We start from the raw sequence: 17,774 nt of genomic DNA on the forward strand, positions 1-17,774 counted from the left end.
CATAACCTACCGGTTAGCCGCTTTAGTTCGGCGAAAGGTAGGTCTGTTAAACTGATCACTTAGATCAAATATACATGTAAACCTATGAGGTGAGGATTTAACTTTCGCCTTGTGATTCATTCGTTGCTAATCCACCACCTAGCACCCGATATAGAGTGATGCGGTTATCTAGATCAGTTTGCCGAGTGCTGATCAGTGATTGCTGTGCGCTATACATAGTTCGTTGCGCTTCTAAGGTGCTTTGAAAACTCTCCACGCTATTCTCATAACGTGCTAGAGATAATTGGTAACTGCGGTTTGCAGCGGCCACCAGAGCTGACTCTGCATTGAGCTGTTCTTGAATCGTAGCTCTGCGTGCTAAAGCATCAGCGACCTCAGAAAACGCAGTTTGAATAGCATATTCATATGCTGCAAGCTGTTTTTGTTGTTGGGCTTCACTGTAAGCGAGACTAGCGTCATTAGCGCCGTTATCGAAGATGGGTAGTGTTAAGCTCGGTGCGATCGTCCATATCGAGCTAGCACCGCCACTAAAAATATCAGCTAACACTGAGCTGGCGATACCGCCAGTAGTGGTTAATGATAACGAAGGGAAAAATGCTGCCCGGGCAGCCCCTATATTAGCATTAGCTGACTTCAGATTATGCTCTACGGCTAGGACATCAGGGCGTTGGAGCAGCACTGAGGAGGATAAACCTGCGGGAACATCACTCACTAGGGATCTACTATCAGGCAGTGCGCTAGGTAGTAAGCTGTTATCAAACTGGGCACCAACTAACAGCCGCAAAGCGTTAAGGTCTTGATTGACTTGTGTTGTATACAAGGCAATATCTGAGCTGGCGCTGTGATATATAGTTTCAGCATTGGCTAGATCAATTTGAGAATCGACGCCCAAGCTTAAACGTTTCTGAGTAATCTCTAAGGCTTGCTGGGCGTTATTTTGGGTTTCTTGGGCTAAACTCAAAATGCTCTTATCAGCGGCTAAGGTTAGCCAAGCATTAGCTATTTCACTAATAAGCGAAATTTGTGCTGCTTTTGCTGTTTCTGAGCTGGCTAAATAAGCTTCCAGTTGGGCGGCACTTAGACTTCGGTTTTTGCCAAACAGATCAACCTCATAGCTGCTTAATCCTACCTCTGCTTCATAAGATGAACTTATGCTGCCTGAGGCTTTACTACGGGTACCGTTAAGTCCTGCATCAATTTGAGGAAAGATATCAGCCCTTTGGATACGGTATGTAGCGCGCGCAGCTTCAACATCGGCAAGGGTTTGGCGCAAGCTTCGGTTATTGTTCAGTGCCAACTCAATTATCTGGGTTAGGCGGTCATCCTTAATAAATTCTTGCCAAGGCAGTTGCGCTGCTTGTTGTGTCGATAAGCCTTGGGTGCCTTCAATTGGTTGGTTTTCCCACGCATTGGGGACAGGTAATTCCGGACGGGTATAGTCTGGAGCCAATGAGCTGCAACCCGCGAGCAATAAAGCTCCCGCGAGTGGTAACAGTCTAAAGTTGCGCATTGTTTTTACCCTTACTTTAATCATAAGTATTTTCCCCTTTATTGGTATCGTCGGCATATACCGGACGTCTTTTAGGGAAGAGGCTGCGGACCAGGACAAAGAACAAAGGTACAAAGAAGATCCCTAATAGGGTCGCTGTAAATGTCCCCCCAACAATACCTGTACCAATTGATATACGGCTATTGGCCCCTGCGCCAGATGATAGAGCTAAGGGCAAGGTACCAAAGATAAATGCTAAGGAGGTCATAATAATTGGGCGCAAACGGAGTTTAGCGGCTTGTATTGCGGCATCTATTAAAGACATGCCCCGTTGATAGGATATTTCAGCAAATTCCACAATTAGAATGGCATTTTTTGCCGCTAGACCTATAGTCGTTAATAACGCTACTTGGAAGTAAATATCGTTTTCTAATCCTCGCATAGTGGTAGCTAAGGCTGCACCGACTAAGCCAAGAGGGATTACTAGAATAACTGATAGCGGTACAGACCAGCTCTCATATAGGGCGGCCAGCGCGAGGAAAACGACCATTATAGAGATTGCGTACAGCATTGTAGATTGGCCGCTAGAGAGTTTCTCTTGATAAGATAAACCGCTCCATGAATAGGTGAGCTTACCTTGTCCCACTTCTTCAGTCAGACGCTCCATCTCAGCCATCGCTTGGCCTGAACTAACACCGCTGGCCGATGCCCCTTGTATCTCATAAGATGCAATACCATTAAAGCGAGATAAGCTTTGCGGTGTGCTTGACCAAGAGACAGAGCTAAAGGCTGAGAACGGTGTCATAGCGGTGTTACCGTCAGCATCTTGACCGCGAACATACCACTGGTTCAAGTCCTCAGGTTTTGAGCGGAACTCAGAATCACCCTTTACGTAGACTTTTTTTACTCGGCCATCATCAATAAAGTCATTCACATAAGATCCTGCCCAAGCCGAGGTTAAAGTGTAGGCCACATCGGATAATGAGACCCCAAGGGTGGTCGCTTTACCGTTATCGATATCAATCTTAAGTTGTGGGGTTTCACTCAAGGCGCCTTCTCGGATGGCTGTCAGAAGTTCGCTCTGCCGTGCTTTGGTCAACAGTTCATTCTTTAAGGCGGTTAGCTCCTCACGGGATGTGCCCGCCGCTGCCTGTAGTTCAAAGGTAAAACCGTTACTTTGCCCTAATCCCTGTATTACTGGTTGAGACATAGCGAAAACGTTGGCGTCTCGAATGGAAGATAAGTTTTGATTCATGCGTTGAATCAATGCATCAGCACTTTGATCATCGCGAGGGCGGTCATCCCAAGGTTTTAATGACACAAAACCCATACCTGCATTTTGTCCGCTACCTGAAAAGTTAAAACCGGAGATCGAAAACATACGAATAACCGTATCGGTTTCCTCCTCTTTTAAGTAGCTTTCCACTTGTTCAGCCGCCGCACGGGTACGCTTGATCGATGCGCCTGCTGGCAAGCTAATTTGAAACATGGTGCTGCCTTGGTCTTCTTGCGGCAAAAAGCCGGTTGGCATACGAAGGATCAGTACGCCAAGAATTGCCACAATGATGCCGTATAGCAGCATCCAGCGTAGTTTACGGCTGATAATACTTTGCACATGGCCGGTGTAAGAGGTGGTCATGCGGTCAAATATACGGTTAAAACCAGCAAAAAAGCCTTTGCCGTTGCTGCTGTGTTCTGTTTTGGTTAACAGGCTTGCGCATAACGTTGGGCTTAAGGTCAGAGCTACGATCACTGATAACGTCATTGATGAAACAATGGCGATAGAAAACTGTTTATAGATAACGCCGGTGGAACCGCCAAAAAAGGCCATTGGTAAGAATACTGCCGATAAGACTACGGCAATCCCGACGAGCGCACTACTGATCTCTGACATAGATTCTATAGTGGCATCTCGCGGAGAGAGGTTCTTCTCGCGCATTAAGCGTTCAACGTTTTCGACCACTACGATGGCATCATCCACGAGTAAGCCAATGGATAAGACAATACCAAACATGGTTAAGGTGTTAATTGAAAAGCCAAAGGCTGATAGCACACCAAAGGTGCCGAGCAAGACCACCGGTACAGCTATGGCTGGGATTAATGTTGCCCGCCAGTTTTGTAAGAAGATCCACATCACCAATACGACCAAGACGATCGCTTCCACAAGGGTTTGCACTACTTCGCTAATGGATATTTTGATAAATTCGGTACTGTCCCTAGGGAAAGTAACTTCGTAACCGTCAGGTAGACTTTTTTGTAGCTCCGCTACTTTTTCTTTTACGCGGGTCGCAGTATCAAGCGCGTTAGCGCCCGGTGATAGCATAATGGCGATCCCTGATGCGGGGTGACCATTCAAGCGGGGGATAACATCGTAGCTTTCACTACCAATCTCAACCCGGGCAATATCACTGAGGAGAACATTCGCACCGGAACTATCACGTTTTATGATGATATTACGAAACTCATCTGGCGTTGACATCATCGATTGAGCAGTGACGGTCGCGTTAAGTTCTTGATGAGCGGGCGCAGGCACTGCACCAATTTTACCTGCAGGCACTTGTACGTTCTGCGCACTCAAGGCACTTACAATATCGGAAGGCATTAGTTCATATGCTGCTAATTTGGTTGGGTCTAACCAGATCCGCATCGCATATTGTGCACCAAAAACTCTAGTATCACCGACACCTTCTATACGGGCTAAGCTATCTTCCATGTTAGAGGCGATATAATCAGAAATGTCAAAGGCGTTCGCTTGGTCAGTAGAATCATAAAGCGCGGTGACCAGTAAGAAATCAGAGTTTGATTTGGTGACGGTCACACCTTCGGATTGCACTGAATCAGGCAGGCGAGAGTTAATCTGCTGGACTTTGTTTTGCACCTGAACTTGAGCGTAATCGGGGTCTGTGCCCTCTTCAAAGGTGATACTAACCTCTGCCGAGCCATCAGAGGTACTGGAAGAGGAGAAGTATAAGAGCCCATCAAGACCGGTCAGTTGCTGCTCTAATATTTGTGTGACACTGTTTTCAACGGTGATCGCATCCGCACCGGTATAGGAGGTTTTTACTTTGATTACCGGTGGTGCAATGCTGGGGTATTGTGCAATAGGGAGCGACATAATAGACGCTATACCCGTTAGCATAATAACGATTGAAATAACCCATGCGAAAACGGGGCGGTCGATAAAGAAACGGGCAAACATAAGTTACACTCCCCCTTGGGCAGATGAAGTATCTGTGGCGGGCTGGGCGATGGTTTCTATAGTTCCATTGTTATTCATTTCCACAAGAACAGGTTTTACTTCGCTACCTGGGCGAACTTTGCCGGAACCTTCAATTAATAGTTTGTCATTCACAGATAAACCGCTAGTGATAACCCATTTGTTCTCAATAGCATCGCTGGTCTGCACTATACGTCTTTCTATCCGGTTATTATTATCAATTACGTAAGCATAAGCTTGACCATCGGCTGCGTGGTAAATCCCTTGCTGAGGCACCACTATAGCGCTCTCGTTGACCGCTTCATTTACTTGGGTGCGAACGAACATCCCTGGCAGCAACAACCCATCAGGGTTAGGAAACTCTGCACGTAAAGTGACGGAGCCCGTTGATGTATCTACTGATACTTCTTGCATTTTAAGCTGGCCTTCGTGCTCATATTCACTACCATTTTCTAGCGTCAGTGTGACTGCTGTTGATCCCTGCTTGATCGCTTTTTCGCGAATTAGCTGACGTAGCTCCAACAACTCGGAGCTTCTTTGAGTCATATCAACATAGATAGGGTTTAAGGTGCGGATTGTTGCCAATGCGGAGGATTGTTGAGCTGTGACTAATGCGCCTTTAGTAACACTCGATATGCCAATATGCCCCGATATAGGTGCTTTAACTCTTGTGTATTCAAGGTTTATGGATGCTGTCTCTAAGGCGGCTTGATACTTATCTATATTGGCCTTAGCTTCTAAATAAGTGGCATGGGCATCATCAGCCTCTTGCTGTGAAATGCCGTTAAGTTTGACCAGTTTTGTATACCGCTGATCTTTTAATTGTGCCGTTTTTAGTGACGCTTTAGCATTGTTTAAATTTGCCTTTGCCTCGTTATAAGCTGCTTGAAAAGTGGCGGGGTCAATTTGATAAAGCAATTGTCCTTGTTCGACAACACTTCCTTCTTCAAACAGACGTTGCTGAATAATCCCGCTGACTTGAGGGCGTACTTCCGCTATCTGAGATGCCACCACACGAGCTTGCATTTTAGTATCAATCTGATGTGTAGCTGTGGCGACCTGAATATAGGAAACAGAAGGGACCGAGACACTTCTCGTTGGTGCGTTATCTTGTTGGCAACCACTGAGTAAAGTCGTTACAAGCACTAGCCCCCCGATGCCGCGTGAGAATTTCATGGTGGAACGCTCCTTGATAAATAAAAGACGAGGCTTAAGACAACAAAGTATTCGTGCGATTGTGGGCAGATGAACACTCATATACGTCTACTAGGGTCCAAGATAGCAAGGGTAGGGTTAAAACAGGGTTAATAGATCTTTAACCTTGTTATCAATTGAGGAATAAGGGTTCATTTTCTTGCTGGGTTAGGGAGTTAATATGACGATAGTCAATATCTATCATACTTACATTCAAAGTTTCTTATATATGATATTGGTTTGGCGCTATGATTAATCACATCAAGAGAGACTAATTCAAAAGGTGATTCAAATGGAAACTTCTGAACAAGATAGTGTATCTTTCCCGCAACTTAATAAACCAGCACCAGCGTTTACAGCCAGAACAACTCATGGTGAGAAAAGCTTATCGGATTACCAAGGTCGTTGGTTGATTCTTTTCTCACACCCAGCAGATTTTACGCCGGTTTGTACTACCGAGTTTATGGCGTTTGCAAAACATCATGAGGAGTTTCTAGCTGAGGGTGCTGATCTACTAGGTCTGTCTATAGATAGCTATTTCAGTCATGTTGCTTGGGTGCGAAATATAAAAGAGAAGTTTGGTGTTGAGATCAACTTCCCGATTATTGAGGATCTATCAATGAGCGTAGCTAAATCCTACGGCATGATTCATCCAGGAGCCGCTGACACTTCAGCGGTAAGGGCAACATTTATTATCGATCCAAATGGTATTTTGCGAGCGATGGTGTATTACCCAATGAGTAATGGGCGTTCAATTCCAGAGTTCCTTCGAGTACTTAAAGCGCTAAAAGCATCGGATGAGCATAATATTGCTACGCCTGAAGGCTGGCAGCCTGGTGATCAAGTGATCGTGCCACCACCTCAAGATACCGAGGCCGCTGATGCGCGTATGAATGAAGGTTATGAGTGCACTGATTGGTACTTCTGTAAAAAAAGTCTGTAACTCGGTAAAGGTTTTTTAACCTTAATATATGACCTAATGCCCAAAACTTATTGAATTGAGTTTTGGGCATTTTTTATGAATGTTTATATGCAAGTATCTCGCTCTATAAGCGAAAGCGCTAGATATAGCGCTTCCAGCATCCTAGCGTCGTGATTAGCGGCCCTTTTAAGGTATTTAGGTAGATAATGGCACCTATAAAGCTTTTATATCGAGCGATACGTTATTTTTCGGCTTTAAATTTGGCACAATGGTTAGGCCGATAAATTATAAGCTTATTGGTCGCGGCATTTTGATCCTTCTATTATTCGCACGGTATCTATATGCAGAAATGTATCGCATTTGTTGGCAATATTCCCAATCATGAAAAGCAGTCTTGGTTGGCTAAAATAGGCCCATTGTTAAAGAATACTCGTCTTATACCGTTTGAAGAGCTATCCGCAACGGAGTGCTTAACTATTGAGGTTGCTATTGTTGCTAACCCCGATCCAAAAGAGCTTGCTGAGCTTCCAAACCTACGTTGGGTACAGAGTGTATGGGCGGGGGTAGAGCGACTTGTTGCTGAGTTACCTAATGCTCATTTTGATATAGTGCGAATGATCGACCCTAACTTAGCTTCGACAATGGCAGAAGCTGTGCTTGCATGGACGCTTTATTTGCATCGTGATATGCCTAAATATCGCTGTCAGCAAGACCGGAAAGTGTGGATTCAGCATGATTTAGTGGACTTAAAAGATCGTAAGATAGGTATCTTAGGTTTAGGCCAATTAGGCAAAGCAGCAGCAGAAAAGTTAGTTTTAAATGGTTTTAATGTTAGCGGTTGGAGTCGGCGCTCAACTGCGCTTGAGGGTGTAAAGTGTTTTAGTGGTGCAGAGGGGGTTAACCAGCTGTTGGCGGAAACGGATATACTCATCTGCTTACTACCTTTAACTAAGGATACTCAGCAGTTATTAAATGATAAAAGCTTAGGTCTCTTACCTAAAGGTGCATCGATTATTAACTTTGCGCGCGGGCCAATAATAGATGAAGAGGCGCTGCTGTCACATTTAGAAAGCGGCCATATAGAACATGCTGTTTTAGATGTTTTTAAAACTGAGCCCCTACCTACCGATAGTGCTTTATGGACGGCACCCAATGTAACGGTTCTTCCCCATATCTCTGCCCCTACCAATATTCGAACAGCATCAAAAATTGTTGCGACTAATATAGCCAGATACTTTGAGAGCGGTGAGATCCCCGAGGCTGTGATACGTACCCGTGGGTATTGAATTTGAATGGCGGAGGATTTAATGTGCCGTAGGTGTTTGACTTGGACGTATTAATTATGTGAAAGCCGCTCTAATTTCTATTTTAGTTCAACGACTTAACAATTATCACATAACGGCAACTTTACATAGAGGGAATTATAATGGACGTAGGTGTCTTTAATCGTACGGAAACGAATGATCAGTTAATCAGTGCTTCAATGTACAATTTGGTTATCGGGTTAACCTTAATTTGGGGCTTTGCTATCAACTGGTGGATGGTGCAAAACGTCCCCGTTGAGTTGATAAGCAGTATTAATCCAATCGTCTTTTTTATTGGTTATTTTGCCTCCTGCTTTTTTGGTATTTATCTTTTTAAAAAATCGGATAGCCCCTCAGTGAGCTTTATTGGCTATAACTTTGTTGTGGTTCCCTTTGGATTCATTATTAACCTGGTTGTAAGTCAATATGATCCATCTATTGTATTAGAAGCGATCAGAGTTACCGGTATGGTAACCTTTGTTATGATGCTTTTAGGCTCGATGTATCCTGCCTTTTTCCAGAAAATAATAGGCGGACTTTCTATTGCACTGTTGTGTGTCATCGTGGTCGAGTTAATTGAGGTATTCATCTTTAATACCCATCACGATATCTTAGATTGGATCGTTGCTATTATCTTTTGCGGTTATATTGGTTACGACTGGGCGCGCGCTAATGCTATCCCTAAAACTTATGATAATGCTGTAGATAGTGCAGCTGCCTTATATATGGATATTATCAACTTATTTTTACGCATACTCCGGATTTTGGGTAGAAAATAGCCGAGCAACAAAACCGGTGGCATTAATGGCTAAGGGGATGGATGATGTTTAGAGCAACGGCGTTTGTACTTTTACTTTGTTTGCTGGGTTGCTCCGACGCATCGTCGTCCGCTGATCAGGAAGTGGGGCCGAACGGTGAGCCACCTAAAGCCCTTCAGCTTATCTATCAAAAACAGTTTGTTGCCGAAGAGAAAAACTACGTTCTGGCTTTCGGGTTTATCCATGCTTTTCTGGTTGAGAGACAGTTTTCTGTTAAATATTCTCGCTGTTTTGATGATGTGCTCGATGTGAGAAAACGAGGCAAAGGTTTCACTTGTCTTGCTCTACAGGCGGAACAAGGCCCTCCCACTAAGACCTATGTTCGGGTGAAAGTGGAAGAGGTTCTGTTTAACCAGTTAGATGATAATAATAGGTTGAGCTTTTCCGTTGAAATTTATGTGCTTGATGGGTACGTGAAAAATGGGAAAGGGGCACTGTTGGTGGATGGATTTACCACTGATGTCGAAACAGAGTTGGTATCGCTTTATAAAGGTAGATGATCTATATGCTGATTTTCTATTGAGAATAAAGGCTATTTATAGGGTTATAGCTTACGGGGATATTGAGTGATTATTTGGCCTGCGGTGATTAAATATGAGGGAGAAGGTGAGCTGGCTTTTGTCCCAAATGAATCTGAGTGGATATCGAATAGCGATTTGCATCTAGCATCTTATGTTGATGGGGATCTGTTAATTGATGCTATGGGAGCGATATATAGTTTACATGATAAAGCGAACACCCAGATCATGCCCAGTTTTACAGGTCTATATTTTGATAAAGCAAAGGTGAACCAGATAGTTAAAGAGCATATGTCTTGTCTTGACCAATGCTGTGTTGCTAAGTTTTCTATCGACTCAATAGCCGAGGGCTGGTTAGCGGTGGGGTTAACGGTTGTCGATAATGCGCCTTGATAAATTTGTTTGCAAAAGCACTGAGCTAACAAAAACTGAGGCGATCGCGCATATTCATTCGGGTGCTGTGCGTGTGAATGATACTGTTACAACGCAGGAGGCGACTCAGGTTCATGAAAATAATCAGGTTACGTTAAATGATCGTCGACTGAAGGCTCGGGATTTCCGCTATCTATTAATACATAAACCTGCAGGTACTATTTGCTCTAATATAGATGAACTCTATCCCTCTATTTTTAACTATCTTGATGTTGATAAAGTATCCGAGTTGCATATTGTGGGCCGTTTGGATGTAGATACCACAGGCTTAGTGTTGATGACGGATGATGGCCGCTGGTCATTTAATATTACGCGACCCGCTAAAGGGTGTTGCAAGGTTTATCGTGTACACTTGGCCAAAGAGATCTCTATTGAGGTCGTCTCTAAATTTAAAAACGGCGTAAACTTACAAGGGGAGCAACAGCCAACCCTACCTGCGCTATTAGAGATCATTACACCTAAAGAGGTGCTTTTGACGATTACTGAAGGCCGATTTCATCAGGTAAAACGTATGTTTGCGGCGGTAGGTAATCGTGTACGTTCACTCCATCGAGAACAGATTGGCGATATTCGTCTTGATGTAGATGTAGGTCAGTGGCGTTACTTGTGCCATGAAGAGGTTCAATCTTTTAGTAAATAACCCCATCTGTTGTTGTACAGTCACAATGGGCTAGCCTACCCACCAACAGATCAACACACTTAATTGTCCAGAGTTATTAAAGCGATACCATGACGAGAAAAATATTAAGTTTGAAGGTAAAAAAGAATAAAGACGTTAAGCCTCAGGTTGAGGATCTTTTTCCTAATGATCCAGAAAAACGTTTTTTAAATGGTGTTGCTATTCATCCATCCCCACGTATCTGCTTAGAATCGGGCTCGCAGCAACTGTCTATGAGGGCGATGGATCTGATCACACCTATAGGTATGGGGCAACGAGGATTAATTGTCGCACCACCGGGATCGGGTAAAACGACTACGTTAAAACATATTTGTCAGGCGGTAGGTACCGCTTATCCAGAGATCAAACTTTATGCACTGTTGATCGATGAGCGGCCGGAAGAGGTGACTGACTTTAAGCGTAACGTAACCGCCGAGGTGCATGCGTCCTCTTCTGATGAGAGCTATGCTCAACATGTTCGTGTGGCCAATGAGTTGCTTGCTAAAGCACGTAAAGAAGCGGGCGAAGGGCATGATGTACTGATTGTTATTGATTCACTAACACGGTTGTCACGGGTTCATAATGCGGAGCAGAAAAGCAGTGGTCGTACCATGTCGGGTGGGGTTGATGCGAGAGCATTGGAGATCCCTCGAAAGTTGTTTGGTGCAGCTAGGAAGATCGAGAACGGCGGTTCGCTTACCATACTTGCGACTATATTGGTGGACACCGGAAGCCGAATGGATCAGGTGATCTTTGAGGAATTTAAAGGCACTGGGAATATGGAAATTGTTTTATCACGGGATGCAGCTAATTATCGAATTTTTCCTGCGTTGGATATTGCTAAAAGTAGTACCCGCCGTGAAGAACTTCTATTAGACGGGAAGGACCTTGCTAAGGTGAGAACCTTAAGACGTTCACTCACATCATTGAAACCGGTTGATGGGGCGAGAAAGTTGGTTGAGCTACTGGAGGAGTATCCAACTAATGAGGCGTTATTAAAGGCGTTTGAGCCTGAGTAAATAAATCGCTGGCGTTTTAGAGAGTAAGAGCGCCTAAAGGCGCTCTTTTTGTATCTACCTTAGGTTGGTTTTAAGACTCTTTTTAACTGTAGTAACTCAGGTTTCAGTTGATCTTAACCCCATATATCTTTGTTTTTTCTATTCTCAGGTCTATCGGTTGAGGTTGTTTTTCGTGCCGACTTTTCTCTTGGTTTTGCTGTGGGAGGCTTGCTCTTGCGGACATAATTTAAGATTGAAATAGGTACAACTTTTCTTACAGGAAAACCTTCAATCTCTTTACGCTCGATTATATGGTCTAAACGGCTTTCAATCGCACAGAGATTTTTAAAGTCACCCATTGCGACAAAAGATATAGCTTCACCGGTGGCTCCTGCACGGCCAGTTCGGCCAATACGGTGGATATATTCTTCTGGTTTGAAGGGGAGGTCGTAATTGACCACACGGCTTAATTCACCAATATCTATACCGCGTGCTGCGACGCCTGTCGCCACTAAATATTTTAGTGCGCCTGACTTAAAATCCGCTAAGATTTTTTCACGCATGGCTTGGCTTCTATCGCCATGAATTGCTTCTGCTACAATCCCGCGTTTTGCCAATTGGTCGACCAGCTTGGCTGCGCCGTGTTTTTTCTCAATAAAAATCAGCGCTTGATCCCATTGCTGATCCTTAATTAAATGGCTCAGGAGTGCAGATTTAGTGTCTTTATCAACAGTGATTAGCCACTGATTTATGGTTGTAGCCGTTTTGGTTTTTGGTGAAACTGAGATCTCAACAGCAGGTTTACTAATTTTGCTATCAGAAAAATCGTCGGCTAGTGCGCGGACACCATCACTCATAGTCGCAGAAAATAAAAGATTTTGACGTTCTCTTGGCAGGCGTTCGATGATTTTATGAATATCATCCACAAATCCCATATCGACCATTCTATCCGCTTCGTCTAAAACTAATACTTCCAGTTCGTCAAAATGTAGAGCTCGCTGATGGGCTAAATCAAGTAGACGACCGGGCGTTGCGACAAGAATATCTACGCCTTGAATTAAACGCTCTTTTTGTGGCTCGCTATCTACGCCACCATAAACGGCTAATGAGCTTAGATTAAGGTGTTTACTGTATTCAGCAACATTGCCCGCCACTTGTACGGCTAATTCCCGTGTTGGGGTAAGAATGAGTACCCGTATGCGCTTGCCTCGAAGAGTGCGTTCTTTATTGAGCTTTTCGAGTATAGGTAGAACGAAAGCAGCGGTTTTACCTGTGCCTGTTTGGGCTGTCGCAATTAGATCTTTTCCCGCCAAAATAAGGGGAATCGCTTGCTTCTGAATTGGTGTTGGCGCGGTATAGGCCAGATCACTTATCGCTTGTAAAAGGGGATTGCATAACCCAAGGTTTGAGAATGGCATAAAGACTCGGATAGGTTGTCATAAGAAGAGTAGAGCGCAGTATAGCGTAAAACAAACCTCTCGTTGTTCTAACACTCAAAAAACGTTAGTTAAGGTTTATTGTAAGTTGATATGTGATGTTGATCTATAAAGTTAAGATCTGGAAAGTGGACCGTAAGGGCCTAGATGTTGTTAGCCATCTTCAGTTAATATATGAGCGTAATCGCCATAGGATGGCTCCTCGCATCAGGATGATGCTAATAGCTCCTTTCAGCGTTAAATGACTCAGTATCACCATTCATATCACAGGATAATAATGAAGAAGTTAATTTTACTTTGCTTAATTGGGGTAAGTTTTTATGCGTACCTTCAAGATAATCCTCAAGTTATTGAACGTATAGAAGAAACCGTAAATACGGAAAACTTATCTAATAGTAATACCTCCGAATACTCATCTAGTGATCGAGCCTTAGCGCAGGCCTTTAAAAATAAGCAGAGTGATCTACAAATTGGAGGTTCGGGAAAAGTTGTAAAGGTTCTTGCTGATGACTTGAAAGGTAGTCGCCATCAAAAATTTATTCTGGAATTATCAACAGGACAAACCTTGTTAGTTGCTCATAATATTGATTTAGCGCCTCGAATTAATGGGCTTAGCATAGGTGATAGGGTCAAATTCTTTGGTGAATATGAGTGGAGTGCCAGAGGCGGGGTGATGCATTGGACCCATCATGACCCACAAGGGCGTCATGAAGGAGGCTGGCTGCTGCACAATGGGAATATATACCAGTAGCAGAGATGATTTAGCCCTAAGCTGAGTCTGTATTATACTCGATGGGTACGTCACGCTTATCTTCTGTACAAGTAGGGCGCATAAAATTACACTGTGCCCTTGTATTATCTGTGAGAGCCCTATGAAAAATACCTTGAGAAAACTCTTTGCGCCTATCTTAAATATTTTCGAATCCGGTGAAGGTGAATATAGCTATAAAGCGTCTCATCGTAAGATTTTGATGTATATGGGACTCTTATTTTTTGTGCTTTCGACGTTGTCAGGTATTACAGCCATTGCTTCTGATCAATTAGGTGGTCTTATCCCTATTCTGGTCTTTTTCGTAATTGGTTTTGTGTGTTTAATCGTTGGTTTCTTAGGAAGTGATCGCGCGGTTGCTAAAATCTGGGGCAGTCGATAGTTCGCACTAAAGAGATAGAGAAAACGAGGATGGCTGGTAACCATCCTTATCGAATCCTCTTGGCTTCTACTTATTTAAACCTTGTTTCTCACCTATTCAAAATAGTCACTATTCAGCAGTAGAGGGCCTTGTAACGACTAGGCTAGATCTGATTGGCTGCGGGAATTTCTGCAAAAACGCTACTATCCATCCAACTATTTATATTATTAGTGAGTGCGCTCGGTCCTACAAGTTGTAGCTTTTGTGCACGAATCGCTGTTTTATAGGTGGTGTAACCCATCCAAATTTCGATCATGGTGCGAAGGTCTGTATTGAACCAGATATCTACCTCTTTGCCTGGATCCACCGTACATACGTCAACCTCTTCGTTACTGACAACAATCCACCATTTAGCCATCTGGTTTTGATCAGAAAAGTTAAATGAGATGATCGTATTATCGCCCGGTAGGTTGTGTGGGTTGATGCTGCGTTCTAGATAAAGCATGAGTAACTCTATATCGAGCTCTGAATTAGGTAGTTGACTACGTGTCCAACGCATTCCCCATTCACCTATTTGTTGGATGATAGGAGCTAACTCTTTGCCCGATTCAGATAGGAAGTATTCATAGCCCCGTTGACCGGATATCTTTTTACGCACGACTAGCCCGTTATCTGTTAATTCGTTTAGGCGCTTAGTCAACATGGTAGGGGAGATAGATGCCATGCCCCGTTGAAAATCATTAAAGCGTTTCCCTCCCATTAAAAGCTCCCTGATAATTAATAGTGTCCATTTTTCACATAAGAGTTCGGAGGCTTTGGCAAGGGGACAAAATTGTAGATATTGCATAGCGTTACTCAATCAGGTTTTCCTAACTACAGAATCTGTAGTTGAGTGCTACAGTTTACATAGCATTTTTAAGGGATAGTTGGTTCTAGTATAATGCACTAGATAACAACAAAAACATTATATGGAGTTCTTATACATGCCTAAGTTCATTATTGAGAGAGATATTCCGGATATAGGTTTGGCTGATGATGCAGCGTTAAGTGCCGCGGCCGAAAAATCAAATGAAGTGCTATCTGCTATGCAGTCAGAGCAAAAAGATATCAGTTGGGAAAACAGCTACGTTGTTGGAGATAAAACCTTCTGTATCTATAACAGCGCGGATGAAGCGTTAATTCATGAACATGCGGAGCGAAGTGGGTTTCCGGCTAATACCATCTCAGAAATTAAAAGTGAGATAGATCCTACGACCGCAGACGCCTAATTCAGGCCATTTCTTAAGCTTTACGTTAGGTAGTGGTTGTCGCCCTTTCATTGCCTAGCGTATCCTTACTTCGTTTGATCTTTCTATTCATCCGTTACTGCATAAACGTAACACTCAAAAAAGCCCTCAAACTTAACGATTTTAGAACATTTATCGCATCGCTGTTTGAGTCTAAGCGGTAGCTTAGTCGTGTGTGTCGCTATAAGAAATTGTTGTTTTTTGTCATATTTCTGTCATCTATCGGTAGTCTAATAACGCGCATTCGGAATTAATATTTCCGTAGAAAAAGGACGTTCATTTTTTAATCACATGTTGTAATGGCGTACAAATCTATGAAAATCTCTTTGCTGACTAAGCTCACCTCACTTGCTCTTTTCCTTATCCTTGCTGTGCTTACTATCTCTATAGTGTGGTCGCTTGATCGTCTAAACGATGCCTATCAGACCAGTACGAGCTATTACGAATATGAAGCGAGTACCCGTCACGCAATTGAAAAGCCTATAAACACCTACCTGCTGACAGGTGATGCAACACTGCTTAGTAAAATTAATAATGATATTAATGAACTGATTGGGGAAACACAGCAGAACCGTTTATTGCCGTCAGACATTAAAACCCCTGCGGTGGAGCAGATGATATTGGTGCGAGATAATGCTTTGAGTACTTTACGAGAAGCGGGGAAATTATCTAATCCGGAGCTTTTGCTAGTAAATAGTGAGCGAGAAATGTTCGCCGAGATAACGGCAATAATGGAATATGTTGCTAAAGCGGAGAACGCTCCAATCGATCTTAAGCAAAAGTATTTGAACTTGTCAGCTGAATTTATCAATTATCTAGTACCGACCATTTATGTGAGACAAAATAGCGCTTCAAAAGGCGATAGCTCAATATTAAAGAGCAGTGAAAGTTATTTAGTTGGCATGCAAGAGACGGCCGAAAAACTCTATGCTTTACCTCGTTTAGGTGTTTATAAAGAGGCTGAGGTTGAGGAAGATGAACTGGCTAGTGTATTAGGTTGGGATACCGAGGAAAGTAATGGCCCGGCAGAAGATATTGGTGAAGCATCTTTGCAAATTATTAAAAATTTAGCAGGGCGCTACCCTAAAGAGTTAGATAATATCGCTAAATTTACTGAGCAAAAACAGCAAGGTAGTTTGGCCGCAAAGGAGCAAGTGCTCAAGCTTGAACAGTCTCTCCAAGGTTTAGAAGGTACACTGGAAGAACACTATCAGAACATTTTACAGGATGTATACCTGTTACTGGCGGTCTGTGTTGTATTGATCATTATTACAGGCGCCTGTATGTCGATGATTAAATACCGTCTGGCTGCCATTCTTCATCGTGCAACTGATTATGTAAGTCGCTTATCTGAAGGTGATTTAAAAATGCAGATGGATATGCCTAGTAAAATCAGTGAAGTAGCAACGTTACGTATCTCTATCAACAGTTTAAAAGATTACTTCTCTGACCTGCTGACGAATATTAAGCGTGAAACTGGCGTACTTAAAGAGCTAGAGTCAAATATGAACACTAGTGCAAAAAACCTTAGTTGTATTGTGGCTGAGCAACAAGCTAGTACACGCAGTACTGCAGAGCAGATGGAGCAGCTAAAGAGCTCCTTTGTAGAAGTGGCTGACCATGCTGCTCATACACGTGAATACACAAATCAAGCTAATGATCTGACTCAGAAAGGTATTAGCTTGATGAGAGATACTCATAACAATATTTCTGAACTTTCGAGTGACGTTGCAGGTACTAATGATGCGCTTGTTTCCTTGAAAGGGGATACGGAGTCAATCCTACAGGCGTTGTTAATCATCGAGGAGTTTTCGGATCAAACCAATTTGTTAGCACTTAACGCGTCAATTGAGGCGGCAAGAGCCGGTGAGATGGGACGAGGTTTTGCGGTAGTTGCTGATGAGGTGAGAAATTTAGCAGGAAATACTTCGCGTGCTGCGAGTGATATTAAGAAATTGACCAATAAGCTTAATGCAACCACCAATGATGTAGTGGATCGCACTCAGCTCTATATGCAAAAAACTGAAGAAACTATGCAGATTGCAAATGAAGCGGAACAAGCGATTGGTGAAATAGCAGAGGCTAATTTGAGTATCAGCCAGATGAGTTCACAAATAGCTTCAGCAACAGAGCAGCAGTCTCAATTAACGGCGGAGATTGTTAATGTTATGTCGCAAAATACTGATTTAGCGAATAACAGCTTAAATGAAGCGGAAAATAATAGACGTTATGCAGACAACCTTGTTGTTATTAGTGGCAAGCTTAATCAGATGATTGTTCAATTTGAATAGATGTATTGTTTCTCTATCAGCCGCTGGCCTAAGTACCTTTTATGGTCAGCGGTGAAGTGAAACCAAAGGATTGCTATAACC

General features: G+C 43.2%; 16 protein-coding genes. 11 read left to right on the forward strand and 5 right to left on the reverse strand.

Annotated elements, in window-relative coordinates:
• Nucleotides 1-97 precede the first annotated feature (97 nt).
• From Q4486_RS10735 to Q4486_RS10745, 3 genes are read right to left on the reverse strand one after another with little or no spacing between them, the layout of a single operon-like run.
• The gene (locus Q4486_RS10735) at nt 98-1,534 is read right to left on the reverse strand and encodes an efflux transporter outer membrane subunit (protein WP_303519406.1); all 1,437 of its coding nucleotides are present in this window, start codon (nt 1,532-1,534) and stop codon (nt 98-100) included.
• Complete coding sequence (locus Q4486_RS10740; protein WP_303519407.1) at nt 1,527-4,688, reverse strand: efflux RND transporter permease subunit; 3,162 nt, start codon at nt 4,686-4,688, stop codon at nt 1,527-1,529. The genes Q4486_RS10735 and Q4486_RS10740 overlap by 8 nt, the downstream gene beginning before the upstream one ends.
• Before the next feature lie 3 nt (nt 4,689-4,691).
• Complete coding sequence (locus Q4486_RS10745) at nt 4,692-5,882, reverse strand: efflux RND transporter periplasmic adaptor subunit (RefSeq protein ID WP_303519408.1); 1,191 nt, start codon at nt 5,880-5,882, stop codon at nt 4,692-4,694.
• A 310-nt stretch (nt 5,883-6,192) separates the two neighbouring features.
• On the opposite strand from Q4486_RS10745, the gene Q4486_RS10750 reads away from it, so the two are divergent.
• The 7 genes from Q4486_RS10750 (at nt 6,193) to rho (ending at nt 11,571) form a co-directional block, all read left to right on the forward strand.
• On the forward strand, nt 6,193-6,843 hold the full coding sequence (locus tag Q4486_RS10750) for a peroxiredoxin (RefSeq protein ID WP_303519409.1): 651 nt from the start codon (nt 6,193-6,195) through the stop codon (nt 6,841-6,843).
• Nucleotides 6,844-7,163: 320 nt separating this feature from the next.
• Nucleotides 7,164-8,108 (forward strand): glyoxylate/hydroxypyruvate reductase A, encoded by a 945-nt coding sequence (locus Q4486_RS10755; protein ID WP_303519410.1) that lies wholly within the window; start codon nt 7,164-7,166, stop codon nt 8,106-8,108.
• Between the two features lie 140 nt (nt 8,109-8,248).
• Nucleotides 8,249-8,905 (forward strand): Bax inhibitor-1 family protein, encoded by a 657-nt coding sequence (locus Q4486_RS10760; RefSeq protein ID WP_303519411.1) that lies wholly within the window; start codon nt 8,249-8,251, stop codon nt 8,903-8,905.
• 41 nt (nt 8,906-8,946) lie between these two features.
• A complete protein-coding gene (locus Q4486_RS10765) occupies nt 8,947-9,444 on the forward strand; it encodes a hypothetical protein (protein ID WP_303519413.1) in 498 nt (165 codons plus the stop codon).
• 66 nt (nt 9,445-9,510) lie between these two features.
• Nucleotides 9,511-9,855 (forward strand): DUF4144 family protein, encoded by a 345-nt coding sequence (locus Q4486_RS10770; protein WP_303418328.1) that lies wholly within the window; start codon nt 9,511-9,513, stop codon nt 9,853-9,855.
• Nucleotides 9,845-10,534, forward strand: coding sequence for a pseudouridine synthase (locus tag Q4486_RS10775; protein WP_303418326.1), 690 nt, complete (start codon nt 9,845-9,847; stop codon nt 10,532-10,534). The genes Q4486_RS10770 and Q4486_RS10775 overlap by 11 nt, the downstream gene beginning before the upstream one ends.
• Before the next feature lie 89 nt (nt 10,535-10,623).
• Complete coding sequence (rho, locus tag Q4486_RS10780) at nt 10,624-11,571, forward strand: transcription termination factor Rho (protein WP_303418323.1); 948 nt, start codon at nt 10,624-10,626, stop codon at nt 11,569-11,571.
• Between the two features lie 113 nt (nt 11,572-11,684).
• Here the strand turns inward: rho and Q4486_RS10785 are convergent, their stop codons facing one another.
• A complete protein-coding gene (locus Q4486_RS10785) occupies nt 11,685-12,968 on the reverse strand; it encodes a DEAD/DEAH box helicase (protein ID WP_303519416.1) in 1,284 nt (427 codons plus the stop codon).
• A 295-nt stretch (nt 12,969-13,263) separates the two neighbouring features.
• Between Q4486_RS10785 and Q4486_RS10790 the strand changes: the two genes are divergently transcribed.
• Together Q4486_RS10790 and Q4486_RS10795 are read left to right on the forward strand one after the other, a co-directional pair.
• Nucleotides 13,264-13,737: a DUF3465 domain-containing protein gene (locus tag Q4486_RS10790; protein ID WP_303519417.1), complete on the forward strand. Its 474-nt coding sequence runs from the start codon at nt 13,264-13,266 to the stop codon at nt 13,735-13,737.
• A 121-nt stretch (nt 13,738-13,858) separates the two neighbouring features.
• Entirely contained in the window at nt 13,859-14,137 is a 279-nt protein-coding gene (locus tag Q4486_RS10795) for a hypothetical protein (RefSeq protein WP_303418318.1), read from the forward strand.
• A gap of 142 nt (nt 14,138-14,279) precedes the next feature.
• On the opposite strand, the gene Q4486_RS10800 is transcribed toward Q4486_RS10795, so the two are convergent.
• A complete protein-coding gene (locus Q4486_RS10800; RefSeq protein WP_303519474.1) occupies nt 14,280-14,963 on the reverse strand; it encodes a helix-turn-helix domain-containing protein in 684 nt (227 codons plus the stop codon).
• Between the two features lie 136 nt (nt 14,964-15,099).
• Between Q4486_RS10800 and Q4486_RS10805 the strand changes: the two genes are divergently transcribed.
• Both Q4486_RS10805 and Q4486_RS10810 read left to right on the forward strand, forming a co-directional pair.
• On the forward strand, nt 15,100-15,384 hold the full coding sequence (locus Q4486_RS10805; RefSeq protein ID WP_067865613.1) for a DUF4242 domain-containing protein: 285 nt from the start codon (nt 15,100-15,102) through the stop codon (nt 15,382-15,384).
• A gap of 332 nt (nt 15,385-15,716) precedes the next feature.
• Entirely contained in the window at nt 15,717-17,693 is a 1,977-nt protein-coding gene (locus Q4486_RS10810) for a methyl-accepting chemotaxis protein (protein WP_303519418.1), read from the forward strand.
• Nucleotides 17,694-17,774: the final 81 nt, after the last annotated feature.

Source organism: Neptuniibacter sp. 2_MG-2023 (assembly GCF_030547495.1).
GTDB lineage: Bacteria > Pseudomonadota > Gammaproteobacteria > Pseudomonadales > Balneatricaceae > Neptuniibacter.